Below are 18,273 nucleotides of genomic sequence, written 5' to 3' on the forward strand. Positions count from 1 at the left end.
CAGTTCATTTACATTATAAAAAAGCTGCTCCTATAATTCCTGCGTCTGAACCTAAAGTTGCACATGTAATTGTAGCTATATCTTCTGTTTTGTATAATACAAATTTTCTTACCAAATCTTCTATTCCATCAAGTATTATATCGCTAGATTTAGAAATGCCTCCTCCTATAGATATAATTTCTGGGTCTAAAGAATTTATTGTGTTTGCAAAAGTTTTTGCTAAATACTCTTTAAATCTATTTATTACTTTAATTGCCACTAAATCATTTTCTCTATATGCATCAAACACCATCTTTGCATTTACATTTTCTAAATTTCCCTCTGCCAAATCTAAAATCCTACTCTTTTCTCCTTCTTCTATCAGTTTTTGAGAATACTTTATAATTGCAGTTGCTGAACAAAAAGTTTCTACACAACCATTATTTCCACAATTACAATTAAAATAGTTTTCTCCTATAATTTGATGACCTATTTCTGAACCCAATCCATGTGCTCCAGAAAAGACTTTTTGATTAATTACTATTCCTCCACCTACACCAGTTCCTAAAGTATATAATACTCCAACATTAGCACCTTTCATACTTCCAAACTTTGCTTCTCCAAGTGCTGCTACTGTTGCATCATTTTCTCCATGAATTTCAACATCTGGAAATCTTCTTTTTAACTCTTTATTAAAAGCTTTTTTATTCCATTTTAAATTTACACAAGTTACTAATCCTTCTTTATTTATAAAACCTGGAACACCAAATCCAATAGATTTTATGTCACTCATAGTAAGTTTATTATCTTCCAACAACTTATAAATCATTATTTTTATGTCATTAAGTATTCCTTCAAATCCTTTTTCAATTACTGTTTTACACTCTGACCTAAAAATTATTTTCCCATAGTTATCAACTACTCCTGCTTGTATACCTGTTCCTCCTATGTCTACACCTATATAATACATCTCTTTTCACCTTTCTCTTTTGAATCATTTAATTTTATCTATATTTTATTATATATATAGTATATTAAAATGTGACACTATGCAAATTTTTCATAAAAGTTTATGAACAAAGCAAAAACATCCTCTCACAGTATATTTTACTATGAGAAGATGTCTATTTTATTAATTATTTTAATTTGGCAAGTGTTCAAAACAAACTATATTTAAAGCAAGTATTTTAAACCTTTGTCTTTACTTATTTTTTTATCTACAACCTTATTTATAATTAAACATCAAACAAATCTTAAGCACATTTTTAGTTGGTATAAACTAACTTTCTATAAAAAACAATCTCAATGTTTTAGCAATTTATACTAAAAATTTTTCATAGATTATAAGTATATTTCTTTACATATACCCAACTAGACACATATTTCTTTACATACACATCTAGCACAATAACCAATACCATATACATATTTCTTTACACATGTATATACTAAAAGTAATTCACAACTAGGTTTCCCTAATTACATTCTAATCAGATATACCCTTTATAAAAATTTTAATTCATACAAAAGATTTAAAAATTAGATACCTTGTCTATATAATATTACTATTTTACTACTAAAAGTTTGAGTCTAGGTAATTACAATAATTATCCCAGCTCATGAGTTTTTCCAGTACTTAATCTAGCACTAAAAGTATCTAATTTTATTTTGTATATTACAATAAAGTTTTCTTCATCATTTGGCAGTGCCACATCCGTTCCCACTGGAATCACCCCTTTCTTTTATTTGATTATATTATAGCACATTATATATTTTAGGACAAGTATTTTTCAGAAAATTATTTATATTCAGTTTTATTTTATGCACATTTATTTTTTATACAAAAATAGCCAATATAAAAATCATAATATCTCCTTTGACAATCTTATAAATAACTAAGATTTTAAAAATATGATTATATATTGGCTACTTTAACTACTTTTTCTTAAACATATCTTCTATCTTTTGTCCGAAGGTTTTCTTCTTTTCGTGGACGTTCGACCCACACTCCTTCGCAAATTCTCTCAATAGTTCTTTTTGCTTATCGTTTAATTTTTTAGGAATTTCAACTACAACCTTAACATATTGGTCTCCTCTTGAATTACCTCTAATTCTAGGGATTCCTTTCTCTTTAAGTCTAAATACAGTTCCAGTTTGTGTCCCCTCTGGCACACTATATTTAACTTTTCCATCCAAAGTAGGTACTTCTATCTCATCACCTAAAGTTGCTTGAACAAATGTAATTGGCATTTCAAAATAAATATCATTTCCATCTCTAGTAAATAGTGGATGTGACTTAACATTAACTACAATATATAGGTCTCCTCTTGGAGCACCTTTTTCTCCTACTTCACCTTGACCAGAAAGTTTTATCATTTGACCATCATCTATACCAGCAGGTATATCTACTTCTATAGTCTTAACTTTTCTTGTATTTCCAGTTCCATGACATTTACTACATGGAGATTCAATCACTTCTCCAGTTCCATTACAAGCACTACATGGTCTTGAACTTGCTATATTACCAAATGGAGTTCTTTGAACAGTTCTAACTTGACCAGTTCCATTACAAGTTGAACAAGTTTTCTTTGATGTTCCTGGTTTTGCTCCAGTTCCATTACATTCTTCACACTCTTCACTTCTATTTACTTTTATAGACATCTTTTTACCAAATGCAGCTTCTTCAAAAGATATAGTAACACTCTGTCTTATATCTGCACCACGTTGAGGTCCTCTTCTTCTTGCTCTTCCACCTCCGAAGCTTCCTCCAAACATGTCACCAAATATATCTCCGAACATATCTTCAAAACCACCAAAGCCTTGACCGCCAAATCCTCCTTGACCACCAAAACCGCCTTGACCATTTAGCCCATCATGTCCAAACTGGTCATAAGTTTTTCTCTTTGTATCATCAGATAGAACTTCATAAGCTTCATTTATCTCTTTAAATTTTTCTTCCGCCTCTTTATCTCCAGGATTTCTATCTGGATGGTACTTCATTGCTAATTTTCTATAAGCTTTTTTTATCTCTTGAGCTTCTGCACCTTTACTGATACCTAAGACTTCATAATAATCCCTTTTTGTACTCAAAAATTGACACCACCTTCATTTTACAAAACGATAGCTTGTAGAATAATAAACTACAAGCTATCATTAATTCTTATATTCTACTTTAAGTTATATAATCTATGATATATTATATTCTTTATGATGTATATTGTCCATATATCTTTAACATCTATATGATTTTCACAAATCATATATGTTCCAATTATCATTTAGTGTTACATATTATATAGCTTATTTATCTTCATCTACTTCTTTAAAGTCAGCATCTACTACATTGTCATCTTTAGGTCCATTGTCTTGTGCTTGTTCTGCACCTTGTGCCGCTTGTTGTTCTTGAGCTGCTTTTTGGTACATTTCTTGAGATACTTTTTGGAACTTAGTCATTACTTCATCTGTAGCTTTCTTAAGTTCTTCTGCTGTAGCATCTTGATTATCTTTTACAGCTTTTAAATCTGCTATAGCTTTTTCTATATCCTCTTTTTCACCTGAACTTATTTTATCTCCAAGTTCATTTAAAGTTTTTTCAGTTTGATATATAGTAGATTCAGCTTGATTGAATGCTTCTATTTTTTCTTTCTTTTGTTTGTCAGCTTCTGCATTCATTTCTGCTTCTTTTATCTTTTGCTCTATTTCTGCTTCTGATAAATTAGTGTTTGATGTTATAGTTATTTTTTGCTCTTTTCCTGTACCTAAATCTTTAGCTGAAACATTAACTATACCATTTGCATCTATATCAAAAGTAACTTCTATTTGAGGTATTCCTCTTTGTGCTGGTGGTATATCTGTTAATTGGAATCTTCCTAAAGTTGTATTGTCATAAGCCATACTTCTTTCACCTTGAAGAACATGTATATCAACAGCTGTTTGGTTATCAGCAGCAGTTGAGAATATTTGAGACTTCTTAGTTGGTATTGTAGTATTTCTTTCTATTATCTTAGTCATTACATTACCCATAGTTTCTATACCAAGAGATAATGGAGTAACATCTAGTAATAATAAGTCTTTAACATCCCCTGCTAAAACTCCAGCTTGTATAGAAGCACCTGCTGCAACACACTCATCTGGGTTTATACCTTTATGAGGTTCTTTTCCTATAAACTTCTTAACAGCTTCTTGTACTGCTGGTATTCTTGTAGAACCACCTACTAATAATACATCATCTATATCACCTGTAGAAAGTCCTGCATCTTGTAAAGCTGTCTTAGTTGGTTCCATAGTTTTTTCAACTAAACCTCTAGTTAATTCTTCAAATTTAGCTCTTGATAAATCTATATTTAAGTGTTTTGGTCCTTCTGCTGTAGCAGTTATGAAAGGTAAGTTTATGTTTGAACTCATTGTTGATGATAATTCTTTCTTAGCCTTTTCTGCTGCTTCTTTTAATCTTTGAAGAGCCATTTTATCATTTCTTAAATCTACACCTTCAGCTTTTTTAAATTCCTCTGCTAAATAATCTATTACTATTTGGTCAAAGTCATCTCCACCTAATCTATTGTTACCAGCTGTAGCTAAAACTTCAAAAGTTCCATCTCCTATTTCAAGTATAGATACGTCAAAAGTTCCTCCACCTAAGTCAAATACTAATATTTTCTTTTCTTGGTCTAATTTATCCATACCATAAGCAAGAGCTGCTGCTGTTGGCTCATTTATTATTCTCTTAACATCAAGCCCTGCTATTCTACCAGCATCTTTAGTTGCTTGTCTTTGAGCATCTGTAAAGTAAGCTGGTACTGTTATAACTGCTTCTGTTACTGTTTGTCCTAAGTAACTTTCTGCATCTGATTTTAATTTTTGTAATATTATTGCTGATATTTCTTGTGGAGTATATGATTTTCCATCTATATTTACTTTATAATCAGTTCCCATATGAGTTTTTATAGAAGTTATTGTTTTATCTGCATTTGTAACTGCTTGTCTTTTTGCAGGTTCTCCAACTATTCTTTCACCATCTTTTGTAAATGCTACTACTGATGGAGTAGTTCTCATACCTTCACTATTTGCTATTATTTGTGCTTCTCCACCTTCTAACACTGCAACACATGAATTTGTTGTTCCTAAATCTATTCCTATTATTTTTCCCATGACTAAAATCCTCCTCGAGTAATTATATAATTAAGTTTTACTTATTTTAATATTTTATATTAGGTTAAATAATTTAACCTTTAATTTATACTTAGCAAGAAACTTTAACCATTGAAGGTCTTACAACTTTAGTTCCTAGCTTATATCCTTTTTGAAGTACCATTACTATTTGATTTGCTTCAACTCCATCTACACTTTCTTGCATAACTGCTAGATGTAGATTAGGGTCAAATTCCTTAGATTCTGCTTCTATTTCTTCTACTCCAAATTTTACTAAAGTGTCTATTAATTGTTTATGTACAAGGCTTATACCCTTATACATAGTATCTTCCTTATCTTCACATGCATCTAAGGCTCTTTCCATACTATCTATAACTGGTATCAATTCAGTTATTATTTTTTCATTTGCAAATACGCCTATTGTCTCTTTCTCTTGTTGAGTTCTTCTTCTGTAGTTTGCATATTCGGCTTGAAGTCTTTGATATTTATCATTTAATTCATCCAACTCATCCTGCAATTTTTTTTCTGCTAACTTAGAATTTATATCTGTTACATTTTCATCATCAACTTCTTTTTCATCAGTTTTTTCACTTGATGTTTCACATTCTTCATTAACAACTTCCTCTTCTAACTCTACTTGAGTTTCCGATTCTTGGTTAATAGAAGTATCATTTTCTTCTCTTACTTCCTGTTGCTCATTTTTTTTATCCAAGACTTTACACCTCGCAATTTAAAATTTCTTTACTTTCTATTAATTAATAAACTCATATAATTTATTATAGAGTAAATTCTAGCATAATCCATTCTGGTAGGGCCTATAAAGCTTATTCGCCCAACCAAGTCTCTATCTACATTATAAGTTGCTGTAACTATACTACAATCCTGTGCCAGTTCACAATCATTATCACTACCAATTATTATATTTAGATTGTCTTTTTGTATTCCCTTTGATTTAATTATGTCAGCTATTGTTTCCTTTTTTTCCAACATATTTAAAAATGACTTTGCTTTTAATACATCATTAAATTCTGGATAACTAAATATGTTAGTAGCTCCATTTAATGATAGAGAAAAATCTTCTTCTTTCATATTTGAGTTCAAAGCATTTAAAAGCTCATCTATAAGCCCAGAATACTCACTTATTTCGTATTTAATAAAAGCAATTAGATTATCATCCAAATCTGTTATACTTTTACCTAAGAGCTTCCTTGTAAGATTATCAGAAATCAAATTTAACTTAGATTGATCTAAATATACATTAGTTGTAAGGTTAGCTTTTTTTAAGTCCCCTTTATCTGTTACAACTATAAGTAAAATATTATTGTCATTCATAGCAACCAACTGTATGTGCTTTATAACACTTTGATTTATTAAACTCTTAGTAACTGCTACAGTTGTATAGTTTGTTAGTTGCGATAATAGCTTAGAAGTTTCATGAATCAATTCTTTTATATGATTTATATTGTGATTCATACATTGTTCAATAAGAATCTTATCATTATCATCCAATTCGCTTTTACTCATAAGAGAGTTTACATATAACTTATAGCCTTTTTCAGATGGAACTCTACCCGCAGAAGTATGAGGCTGAATTAAATACCCTAATTCTTCAAGGTCAGCCATTTCATTTCTTATGGTAGCAGCACTAACACCTAAATCATGTCTTTTAGATATTGTTCTAGAACCTATAGCTTCAGCTGTTTCTATATAATCTTTAACTATAGCTTTGAGGATATTTAATTTTCTTTCATTTAATTCCATATTATTATACCTCCTAGCTGTTAGCACTCACTAAGTTCGAGTGCTAAAAAGATTATATATATTATATACCATTATAAATTTATTTTGTCAACACCTTAAAAATTATTCCATAAATTCTATAAATACACTATTAGATATTTCTCTTCCTTTTTGAGTTAATTGTATACCTTCAAAGCTCTGATTTATAAGCTTTCTAGCTAATAGCATTTCTATTTGCTTATTATACTTCTCTCTAAAATCTATTCCAAATTTTTTTTTAAAATCTTCAAATTTTATGCCTTTATTCATTCTAAGCCCCATAAATATCTTTTCTTCTATCATATCTTTCTCAGAAAGAATTTCATTTTCTTGTATTGGTTTTTCTCTTTTTACCAAACTTAAATGATAGTCTTCTAAAGATTCTACATTATTGTATCTGTTCTCATTAATATAGCCAGAAGCTCCTGCTCCAATCCCTATATAATGTTCACATTCCCAATATAAAATATTATGCTCACAATTATAGCCTTCTTTTGAGTAGTTTGATATTTCATATTGATTATATCCTTTTGACTTTAAGTAGTTTATTGTATACTCATACATTTCTATATCTACATTTTCATCTATAAGTTCAAATTTATTACTTTCATACATATTGTATAGTTCAGTTCCTTCTTCTAGTATAAGGGAATAAGCTGATATATGTGTTGGATTTAAGTGTACAACTTTTTCAAGAGTTTCCTTCCAATCACATAGAGTTTGATTTGGAAGACTGTACATTAAATCTACATTAATATTTTTAAAACCTACACTTAATGCATCTTTATAGTTTTTCTCAAATTCTTCATAAGTATGTATTCTTCCTATAAAGTTCAAATGCTTTTCTTGAATAGCTTGTAGCCCTATACTAAGTCTATTTATGCCAATCTCTTTCATAGTTTTTAATTTTTCTAATGTTAATGTCCCAGGATTACACTCTATAGTTATTTCTGCATTCTCATCTATATCAAACATTTCTTTTATACTTATAAATACTTCTCTTATTTCATCAGAGGTTAGTATACTAGGTGTACCTCCCCCTACAAATATACTCGTTATTTTGTCATTTTTATTTAGACTACAGCATTCTTTATTTTTATATTTATTATCTTTATATAATTTATTACTATATAATTCCATTTCTATTTTTAAGTCTTCTATATATCTTTTTTTTGAATCTATGTCCATTTTATAAGAATTAAAATCACAATACTTACATTTTTTCACACAAAATGGAATATGTACATAAAGTCCTAGCATCTTTCACTCCTCATTTCTTAAATTATCTTAAAACATCAATTACTAAATTATAAATCAAACAAAATAGCACATCAAGCAATATATAATACTTATATTGTATAACAGTATAAAAAATTTGGATAAAAGTTAATTTTCACCTTTACCCAAATTTATCTAACTTAAATTAAGTAGTTATCTTTTTTTCATATAATAATAAACTGGTAAACCTAATAGTGTTATAAATATTCCGCCTAAAGATATGACTGTTGAAGTCAATATTTGATTTATTATTACAAACAGTCCACCTAATATAGCTATAATTGGTATTATTGGATATAAAGGGACTTTATATGGTCTGTGTAAATCTGGCTTTTGTCTTCTAAGCCTCATAACACCTATAAAAGTCAATACATAAAATACCCATATTGAAAATATTGTTAAGTCTGTCAAAAGATTAAATTGACCAGATAATGCATATACACAGGCTAACACAGTTATAAGTAGTATTGAATTTACAGGAGAACCTCCAGAATTTACTTTTAAAAGAGTTTTAGATGCTGGTAAAGTTCCCATTTCAGCTAATGTATAAGGTATCCTTGAACCTGTTAATAAATATCCATTCAATGTCCCAAATACTGATATTAATATACCCACAGTTATTACTTTTCCACCTATATTTCCAAACAATCTTGTTGCTACTAATGTAGCTGGGGAAGTAACTGTTGCTAATTCACTTGCTGGTACTACCCAAAGATAAGCTATATTTATTATAATATAAACTGCCATAACTAATGATAAACCACCAACTATTGCTCTTGGTAAATCTTTCTCTGGAGACTTCATTTCTCCTGATATAGCTCCAACATTTATCCAACCATCATATGCAAACAAAGTAGCTATTAATACTTGTCCAAGTGCATTTGATGCATTTACACCATCTCCTACAAATGGATTTAATACTTCACTACTTTGACCTTTAATAAATCCAAAGACTATTATTAAAATTAAAGGTATCATCTTTCCAATAGTGGCTACTGTCTGAACTTTTCCTCCTAAGGATGAACCTATTATATTTAATAACGCTAAAAATAGTATAACTCCAATTGCTATAGGAAGTACATTTGCCATATTATTTGGGCTCATTCCTAAAAGTTCAGATGCTTGTTGAGCAAATATTACTCCTAATGCCGCTGATGTACCTGGGAAAAATAATACAGTTTGCATCCATCCAGTTAAAAAACCTAACTTTTCTCCATATATTTCTTCGATATAAATCATCATACCACCAGTTTTTGGTATAGCAGCTGAAATTTCTGTAGCTGTAAGCCCAGCAGTTATTGTTATAAAACCACCTAAAAGCCACGCTATAATACCTAGACCTGGAGCTCCATTAGTTGTAGTGTATATTGCTTGTGGCTTAAAAAAAACTCCCGAACCTATAACCATACCTACAACAGTAGAAAGAGCTGCTGAAAGACCAATAGTCTTTTGTAGTTGAGTATGCATACTGTCCCTCCTCACTGTTTTACAGTATATAAAATATTAATTTTATAAATTTATGGTTTTAGTATTCCCAAAGTTTTTTTTTATATTAGTCTATAGTCCTAGAGTAAATGCCTATGCATTTAAAAATCATACAATCGTAACTTCTAAAATATTCTCTAAAAATTATTTATTTTATCTAAATAAGTATTTTATTCTATGTTTTTTAAAGTAATTAAATTTTTTATATTTGAATCTAAAATGTATATATATTTAATGCTTTTTCTTTTAGTATTTCTTTTTCATTTAACTCTGGATTATTTATGACTATTTCAAGCATCTTATTTAAAATATATCCTATATCTTTACCTGGTTTTATACCTATAGATATCAAATCTTTTCCATTAATAGCTAAATCTTTAAGATTAAAGCACTCCTTTTGATTTATTATATGTTTAAATTCTTTTTCACACTCAATAAGATTTAATATCTTTTGTTTTGCATACTTTGGATTTTTTGCAAGTGTATCAGCCCAATTAACTTTTATTAAATCTTCAAATAATCCAACATCTTCAAGTTTATTTAATAACTTTTTAATTATCTTCCTTTTAGGTTCTATTCTATAATCATGATATTGTATTAATATTAAAACTTTATTAATAGTATAATTATCATACTTAAGTCTTTTCAAAATCTTCTTTGCAATCTTTACAGATTCTCTACTATGAGTATAAAAATGGTCAACACCATTTTTATCAGTTGTTTTAGTTACTTTTTTACCTAAATCATGAAACAACATTGTAAGTTTTAAATACAGTTCATCTTCAATTGCTTCTGTAGCTATTAAAGTATGTTTTTGTACATCATAGATGTGATATGGATTGTGTTGAGTAACATCTTCTAATTCACATATTTCAGGAATTATAAATTTCAACAAACCTGTTGATTTTAATAAGTTTAATTTAGATGAATCAGATACTAATATTTTATTAAACTCTGTCTGGATTCTTTCAATAGAAACATTTTTTATCAAATCTGCTTTTTTATGAATACTTTGCTTAGTACCTTCAGCTATTTTAAAATTGAGTTGTGCTGAAAATCTAACTGCTCTAAGCATTCTAAGTGCATCTTCTTCAAATCTATCTACTGGATTTCCAACACAATGTATATACTTATTTTGTATATCTTCATAGCCATTAAATGGGTCGACTAATCCTGTCTTTGAATTGTATGCAATTGAATTGATAGTAAAATCTCTTCTTGACAAGTCCTTAACTATGTTATTTGTAAATTCTATTGAATCTGGATGTCTACCATCACTATAATTTCCATCAATTCTATAAGTTGTCACTTCAAATGGTTCATGTTCAATCATAACTGTTACAGTCCCATGTTGTATACCAGTTGGAATTGTTTTTTCAAATAATTCTACTACCACTTCTGGTCTAGCACTAGTTGTTATATCCCAATCGTTTGGAACTCTTTCTAATAAACAATCTCTAACACATCCTCCAACTATATAAGCTTCATAACCATTCTTTTCTAATTCTTTAATTATATAGTCTACTTTTTTAGGAATTTCTATATTAATCATAAATATCACCTTTTTATTCTTCTTTAATATTCTTACTTATATTCTCTATGAGTTTACTTAAAATATACCATAAAAAAGCTAGACTAATTTAGAAATAATTCTAAAATCACTCTAGCTTTTAAATATCTTTATCTAAATTTATAAGGATTTACTCATCTAATTTAAGCACAGACATAAATGCTTTTTGAGGAACTTCAACAGAACCAATTTGTCTCATACGCTTCTTACCTTCTTTTTGTTTTTCAAGAAGTTTCTTCTTACGAGATATATCTCCACCATAACATTTAGCAAGAACATCTTTTCTTAGAGCACTTATTGTTTCTCTTGCAATAACCTTATTACCAACAGCAGCTTGTATTGGTATAGCAAACTGATGTCTTGGAATTTCTCCTTTTAATTTCTCACACATTGCCTTTCCTCTAGGGAAAGCACGTGTCTCATGGACAATAAAACTAAGTGCATCCACTTGCTCTTTATTGATTAATATATCAAGTTTTACAAGTGTAGATGCTACATAACCTTTAACCTCATAATCAAGAGAACCATAACCTCTAGTTCTCGATTTTAAAGCATCAAAGAAATCGTAAACAACTTCATTGAGAGGAAGGTCATAGTGAAGCATTACTCTTCTCTCATCTATATATTCCATATTTAACATATTTCCACGTCTTTCCTGGCAAAGCTCCATAACAACACCCACATAGTCTTTAGGAACTATTATATCTCCTTTTACTATAGGCTCTTCTATCATCTTTATCTCAGATGGTTCTGGTAAGTTTGCAGGATTTTGTATCATTACAACCTCTCCATCCATTTTTGTAACTCTATATATAACAGATGGAGCTGTAGTAATTATATCAAGGTTAAATTCTCTCTCAAGTCTTTCTTGCATTATCTCCATATGTAAAAGACCTAAGAAACCACATCTAAAACCAAATCCTAGTGCTGCTGAAGTCTCAGCTTCATATTCAAGTGCAGCATCATTTACTTGAAGCTTTTCAAGAGCATCTCTAACATTCTCATACTTTTCTCCTTCTCCTGGATATATACCACAATATACCATTGGAGTAGCTTTTTTGTATCCTGGTAAAGGTTCTTCTGTAGGATTATTTGAATCTGTTATTGTATCACCAACACGACAACTTCTTATATCTTTTATACTAGCAGCAATATAACCAACATCACCTGCTGATAATTCACTAAGTTCAGTTTGACCTGGAGCCATGACACCAACTTCAGTTACCTCAAACTTTTTATTGGTATTCATCATTTTTATTGTCATACCCTTTTTAACAGTTCCTTCAAATACTCTAACATAAGCTACAACACCTTTGTAAGCATCATAGTAAGAATCGAATATTAATGCCTTTAATGGAGCTTCATTATCTCCTTTAGGTGGAGGAACATTTTTTACAATATCTTCTAAAACATCTTCTATGTTTAAACCAGTTTTAGCTGAAATAAGAGGAGCTTCACTTGAATCAAGCCCTATTAAATCTTCTATTTCATTTTTTACTTCCTCTGGTCTTGCACTTGGTAAATCTATTTTATTTATTATTGGTAATATTTCTAAATCTTGGTCTATAGCAAGATAAACATTGGCTAAAGTTTGTGCCTCAACACCTTGAGCTGCATCAACTACTAATAGTGCTCCTTCACATGCAGCTAAACTTCTTGATACCTCATAGTTAAAGTCTACATGTCCAGGTGTATCTATAAGATTTAAATAATATTCATTTCCATCCTTCGCTTTATACATTAATCTTATGTTTTGAAGCTTTATAGTGATTCCTCTTTCTCTTTCAAGGTCCATATTGTCAAGTAATTGACTTTTCATGTCTCTTTCACTAACAAGCCCAGTTTGTTGTATTAATCTATCAGCTAAGGTAGACTTTCCATGGTCTATATGTGCAATTATACTAAAATTTCTAGTTCTACTTTGTTTATTGTCCACCTTAAAATTCCCTCCTCTTGATTATTCTTATAGTTATTATTTTACATTATCTAAAAACTCTTTATATACCAAATTTAAAATTTTTGAATATAAACTAATTGGCACTAAACAAAATTATCCACATTATATGTGGATTATCAAGTCTAACACTAAATATTATATAATATCGTAAACTTAAAGTAAATCCTATAAAATACAGTTAATGAATTTTTATTTTATACATTAAAAATATATAACTAAAATAAGGCTTATTTTAATCAATAAACCTTATTCACTTATTACTACTTATTAAATTTTTTTATGATTTCATGTATATCAAAATTTGGTATGTCAAAATCAAATTTTGTTATATCAAATTTAATACTTGGAAAATCATATTGTTTCATTCCTAGCATACTTTTTGCATTACTGTCCACTATAAATACACAAACTGATGTACATATAATCATAGTAATCAAAAATAAGATTCTCATAATATACTTGTATTTTCTTAGTTTACTTTTACTTTCTATATTTTTTTCTAATCGGCTCATTTAGCATGCTCCTAATTATAACTTAAAGCTCTAATTTTTTTGTTTAAAATATTCATCCAAAATCTCGGCTAAATACTTTGTAGTAGCCTTAGATTCTTCTACACTTGTTGCGTTATTCCCTATTTCTACTAACATATGATTCTTAACTGCAAACTGATTGAATCTAGCATAGTCTTTTTCTACTATTGGAGATACTAGACCAGGATACTTTTTCTCAGCAAAAGCAGTTATATCTTCTGCTAAAGCTCTAAGTTGTTTTCTATTTGTATTTTTACCTCCTACAACAAAGAAGAACTTTGATACTCTCTCTCCATTTATCATAGTTGTATATTTTAAATGGTCTTTTTCCTTAGTGGCTGGATTAGTTAAATCCCTAGCATCTCTATGTAAGTCTATCGCTATATCCACTGAGTTATATTTAGGTAATATACTTTGTATTGTTTTTAAGCTACTTGCATAAGAGTTATTATAAGATGGATAGTCATGGTATTTAGTAGTATGGACTACACCCCATCCTTTGCTATCTAAAGCACTAGTTAATGCACTTCCTACTTCCATTACTGAATTTTTCTTATCTCTTGAATGATAATTTCCATCAGGTGAATTTGAATAAGTCTCACATCCATGAGTATGATATATCAAAATTCTTGGATTTTCTTTGGTTACTCTTAAATCATCCTTATAATCTGAACTAGATGTTGTGTTAGTTTCAGTTGTGTCTGAATTTTTTGACTCAATATCTGGAACATTTTCTTTACCAACATAAAGTTTTATATATTCTTTTTCACTCTCTTTTTTATTATCGACTTTACTTGCATCTTTAGATTTAGTGTTTTCTTCTTTACTTTCTTCCTTATTTTCCTTACTTGTTTCTTTATTTTTATTATTCTTTTTATTTTCTGTATCATTTCCTTCGACTTTAGCTTCTGGATAAGATGAATTTACTAAAAACTTTAAAAAATCATCTTGATTCAAAGCTAATGATTTTCCTGGTAAAATGCATACTAATATAAAAGTCAAGGTTACTACTTTAATGCATTTTTTAAACATAATTGCTCCTCCTTATTTTATACCAATCTACCTGGATGTAAAGACCTATTTAAGCCTTCACTTATTATTATAGATAGATTTTCGATTGTATCATCTATATCCTTTGGTGTTACTATTAAGTTCTTGTCATATGGGTCTAACGAATCTTTTATTAGATGATATTTTTCTTCTTCTTTAAGTTTTTTCAACATTTCATAAAAACTTTCTGTTTCTTCTGATTGAGCTATTAAATTGTCTATTGCCATATCTAAGACATCTATTGTAAGAGTTGCTGCATCAACTACCGTTGGAACGCCTATTGCAATAACATCCACGCCTAAAGTTTCTTTAGTTAGAGATTTTCTAGTATTGCCAACACCTCCACCAGGTGATATTCCTGCTGTTGATATCTGTATAGTAGAGTTTACTCTCTCCATTTTTCTTGAAGCCAATGCATCTATTGCTACTACTCTATCTGGCTTAACCTTCTCAACCAATGATTTTACTATTTCACTAGTTTCTATTCCAGTAACACCCATAACTCCTGGGCTTAAAGCTGATACCTCAGTGAAATCATCATCATAGTCTTTATTATAATTTTTAAAAAGATGTCTAGTTACAAGTGTTTTTGATACACTCTTTGGTCCTAACGCATCAGAAGTAATATTTCTATTTCCAAGACCAATTACCAGGGTTTTTTTATTTTTGTCTTGGCCAAATATATCTACTAACTCCTCTTTTAAATAACTTATCATTTCTTCTCTTGACTCATCATCATCAAACTTCATAAGATTACTTTCCAGAGTTATATACTTTCCTATATCTTTATTCATTATCTCTGCGCCTTGCCTGTCTATTACTTCAACTTTAGTTACAATGCAATTTTCTAATTCTTTAGTTTCTATTTTTACACCAGGAATACTACTTCCTTCTTGAGACTTTTCACACATTTCACTAGCTTCTAAAGCTAAATCTGTTCTTACACTAATCATATAAACCTCCAGTATAAATTAAATGCTAATTATAATTGTTAACAAAATTTAGTATTTTATAACAAGAAATTGTAAATTTATTTAAAACAAGTAAAATTAAGGCTTTCAATGTAAGAAAATTGGGTTTAGTCAGTGATTTGTCAGTAAACCTTCTTATCTATCATTTATTTACAAACAGAAAAAGGTAGCAACTATTTATATAGGCGCTACCTTTAATCTATTTATAATTTTCCTATTAAGCTTTCACTAATATATTAACTAAAATAACTTTTTTATATTTATACCTAATTTATTTACTATATTAAAAAACAGCAATAATTATACAATAATCACCTAACACCTTTATTCCTTTTGGAAAAATGGTTCTGCAATTTCCAACCATTCATTTGGAAGATAAAGTGATAAATACCCATGATTATAGCTCTTAGCTTCATAAATCTCACAAGAGGGCACATAAGACTGAAACAGTTTTGCAGATTTTTTGACACACTTCATTTCTTTTTCTCCATACCAGTACATTACTTGTGCTGTGGTTTTTTTAACATTCTCTTTAAGTGTATAGTTCATCATATAAGTACGATACATATTATAGAATGTTTCTTTTCTTACATGTGGCATATCTGTCATATAATATGCTTTTATTTCATCTGGATATTGCATATTTTCAGGTAACAATTTTGGCATCATAGCAATTTGAAAGCGACAAGCCTTCTCACTAAACAAAAGTCCTCCAAAAAATCGAATACCAGCAATACAAAACCTTGCCATAAGAGGTCTTGGGTAGCAAATACTACCATCAATAATTGCTTTTTTAGTAATATTAGGTTTTCGAGATAAAAGTTCCATGACAATTTGACCACCAAGTGATACCCCACACAAAGCGAAAAGATGTCCACTGCAATTTTCATCTATATATGATATCAACTTATCTGCTGTATCCTCTGTAGAAATGTATGTTGTTTCATATTCTTCTCCATGACCATCCAATGTAGGAAGTATCACATGATATTTGTTAGACAAAACTTCTGCTTGTCGCAAATAGTTCCACCATGCATTCCCTCCCCCATGAATCAACATAATATGTGGTCTGTTTTTATTTCCAAACTCATGAAATTTCATATATAACCTCCTTTTATAAAAATGGGTTGCATGTTATTTTGTTTTATCATTATCAGCTACAGGTGGAGAAGATATAATTGAAAGTTTTCTAAGTTTTAGATTTGATTTAGGCTTTTGTTCTATATATGGTTTCAATAAATCAGCTATACTTTTAAGAAGATTTTCATATTCATTATCACTCATATATAGTAATGCTGAAGAGAAAAATACATTATCCTTTTTATGGTCTTGCTCTTTTCTGCTAAAGTATTCATTCATTTCCTGCATCAGACCTACATAAAATGCTGTAGAAAGTGCAACGAAGGTCTCTCCTTCCATAGATGTTGTATATTCCTTTAGTGCATAAACCTTTTCAATAGTACCACGCACACGATTTTCTTTAATTACTTCAATCATATTGTTCTCTTCTAAAATTTTTACATGGTGATAAACTGTTGCACGAGGAATATCATTTAAATACTTTACAATATCAGATGTACGAACACTGCCATGAAGTCGAATATATTGTAAGATACGAAGCCTTGCAGGATTTAAAATTAGTTTTGCTATGTCCATCTTATCAGCCCTTTCTTTAGTCTATAAAAATATTATAGTCTATTTTTTTAGACTATTCAAGTCTATGATATAAGTAGTAATTACAACTATAATAAATGCTACAAATGCTATTCTATATAAACACTGAGATTAATTACATATAACCTTCTAACATATTAGTTATATTGTTTGATGCATCTATCATACATACTAATGAAAAAAATTATCTTGATTATTGGAAAAATTATCTTAATTAAGCATATAAATTTATATTTTTATAATTTTTCATTAAATTTACAAAAATGAGTAATTTCTTGTATTATCTTATAATTATTGGAAATACTATCAAAATGTATGTTAATAGTTTGTATTATCTCAAAATATTTGTTTCAAAAATAAAATATTAATTTATATATGTCAAAATATTTAAAACACAAAATATACCAATTTAAAAACAAGATATTGCAAATTATTTATACACAATTTACAGTCTAAAAAATCAAAATAAAAAACATTATTAAAATATATAAATAATAATCCTTGATTTTTAGATTTATTTCTGTTAAAATCTAATATGTTGACGATGAATATGATAAAAAAATACAGGGAGGTGAACACGGTGGCAAATATAAAATCAGCTAAGAAAAGAATAAGTGTTATCGAAAAGAAAACTGCTTTAAATAGAGTTAGAAAATCTCAAATAAAAACTGCAATAAGAAGATTCGAAGATGCTGTTGCAGCTGGAAACAGAGAGGATGCTGTTGCTAAGTTCCAATACGCTCAAAAAAGAATATACCAAGTAGCTTCTAAAGGAACTATACATAAGAATGCTGCAGCTAGAAAAGTAGCTAAATTAGCTCAAAAATTAAACGGTATGAACGCTTAATTACC

The 18,273-nt window shown here is 29.1% G+C and carries 15 protein-coding genes; 1 reads left to right on the forward strand and 14 read right to left on the reverse strand.

What is annotated here, in order from left to right; all coding sequences use genetic code 11:
• Nucleotides 1–13: 13 nt before the first annotated feature.
• The 14 genes from CDIF1296T_RS12985 to CDIF1296T_RS13055 all read right to left on the reverse strand — a co-directional run bounded on the left by CDIF1296T_RS12985 (nt 14) and on the right by CDIF1296T_RS13055 (nt 17,403).
• On the reverse strand, nt 14–949 hold the full coding sequence (locus tag CDIF1296T_RS12985; RefSeq protein ID WP_003416574.1) for an ROK family protein: 936 nt from the start codon (nt 947–949) through the stop codon (nt 14–16).
• Nucleotides 950–1,914: 965 nt separating this feature from the next.
• The gene (dnaJ, locus tag CDIF1296T_RS12995; RefSeq protein WP_004454751.1) at nt 1,915–3,069 is read right to left on the reverse strand and encodes a molecular chaperone DnaJ; all 1,155 of its coding nucleotides are present in this window, start codon (nt 3,067–3,069) and stop codon (nt 1,915–1,917) included.
• 210 nt (nt 3,070–3,279) lie between these two features.
• A complete protein-coding gene (dnaK, locus tag CDIF1296T_RS13000) occupies nt 3,280–5,127 on the reverse strand; it encodes a molecular chaperone DnaK (RefSeq protein ID WP_003430934.1) in 1,848 nt (615 codons plus the stop codon).
• 91 nt (nt 5,128–5,218) lie between these two features.
• Nucleotides 5,219–5,839 carry a nucleotide exchange factor GrpE gene (grpE, locus tag CDIF1296T_RS13005; RefSeq protein ID WP_004454752.1) on the reverse strand — a complete coding sequence of 207 codons (621 nt, stop codon included), beginning with the start codon at nt 5,837–5,839 and terminating at the stop codon, nt 5,219–5,221.
• Between the two features lie 29 nt (nt 5,840–5,868).
• Nucleotides 5,869–6,888: a heat-inducible transcriptional repressor HrcA gene (hrcA, locus tag CDIF1296T_RS13010; protein WP_004454754.1), complete on the reverse strand. Its 1,020-nt coding sequence runs from the start codon at nt 6,886–6,888 to the stop codon at nt 5,869–5,871.
• Nucleotides 6,889–6,990: 102 nt separating this feature from the next.
• Nucleotides 6,991–8,166: a radical SAM family heme chaperone HemW gene (gene hemW / locus CDIF1296T_RS13015; RefSeq protein ID WP_009897649.1), complete on the reverse strand. Its 1,176-nt coding sequence runs from the start codon at nt 8,164–8,166 to the stop codon at nt 6,991–6,993.
• Between the two features lie 171 nt (nt 8,167–8,337).
• Nucleotides 8,338–9,651, reverse strand: a complete 1,314-nt coding sequence (locus CDIF1296T_RS13020; RefSeq protein WP_009897651.1) for an APC family permease — start codon at nt 9,649–9,651, stop codon at nt 8,338–8,340.
• A gap of 232 nt (nt 9,652–9,883) precedes the next feature.
• Nucleotides 9,884–11,221 (reverse strand): CCA tRNA nucleotidyltransferase, encoded by a 1,338-nt coding sequence (locus CDIF1296T_RS13025; protein ID WP_009897653.1) that lies wholly within the window; start codon nt 11,219–11,221, stop codon nt 9,884–9,886.
• A 148-nt stretch (nt 11,222–11,369) separates the two neighbouring features.
• Nucleotides 11,370–13,175: a translation elongation factor 4 gene (gene lepA / locus CDIF1296T_RS13030; protein ID WP_003416556.1), complete on the reverse strand. Its 1,806-nt coding sequence runs from the start codon at nt 13,173–13,175 to the stop codon at nt 11,370–11,372.
• A 281-nt stretch (nt 13,176–13,456) separates the two neighbouring features.
• The gene (locus CDIF1296T_RS13035; RefSeq protein WP_004454761.1) at nt 13,457–13,708 is read right to left on the reverse strand and encodes a hypothetical protein; all 252 of its coding nucleotides are present in this window, start codon (nt 13,706–13,708) and stop codon (nt 13,457–13,459) included.
• Between the two features lie 30 nt (nt 13,709–13,738).
• A complete protein-coding gene (spoIIP, locus tag CDIF1296T_RS13040) occupies nt 13,739–14,758 on the reverse strand; it encodes a stage II sporulation protein P (RefSeq protein ID WP_009897656.1) in 1,020 nt (339 codons plus the stop codon).
• Between the two features lie 17 nt (nt 14,759–14,775).
• Nucleotides 14,776–15,729, reverse strand: coding sequence for a GPR endopeptidase (gpr, locus tag CDIF1296T_RS13045; RefSeq protein ID WP_003430954.1), 954 nt, complete (start codon nt 15,727–15,729; stop codon nt 14,776–14,778).
• Between the two features lie 342 nt (nt 15,730–16,071).
• Nucleotides 16,072–16,848, reverse strand: coding sequence for an alpha/beta hydrolase (locus CDIF1296T_RS13050; protein WP_004454763.1), 777 nt, complete (start codon nt 16,846–16,848; stop codon nt 16,072–16,074).
• Nucleotides 16,849–16,881: 33 nt separating this feature from the next.
• Nucleotides 16,882–17,403: a helix-turn-helix domain-containing protein gene (locus tag CDIF1296T_RS13055; protein ID WP_009897659.1), complete on the reverse strand. Its 522-nt coding sequence runs from the start codon at nt 17,401–17,403 to the stop codon at nt 16,882–16,884.
• Nucleotides 17,404–18,001: 598 nt separating this feature from the next.
• Between CDIF1296T_RS13055 and rpsT the strand changes: the two genes are divergently transcribed.
• Nucleotides 18,002–18,268: a 30S ribosomal protein S20 gene (gene rpsT, locus CDIF1296T_RS13060; protein WP_009890686.1), complete on the forward strand. Its 267-nt coding sequence runs from the start codon at nt 18,002–18,004 to the stop codon at nt 18,266–18,268.
• Nucleotides 18,269–18,273: the final 5 nt, after the last annotated feature.

It is taken from the genome of Clostridioides difficile ATCC 9689 = DSM 1296, from assembly GCF_001077535.1.
In the GTDB taxonomy this organism is placed as follows: Bacteria; Bacillota; Clostridia; order Peptostreptococcales; family Peptostreptococcaceae; genus Clostridioides; species Clostridioides difficile.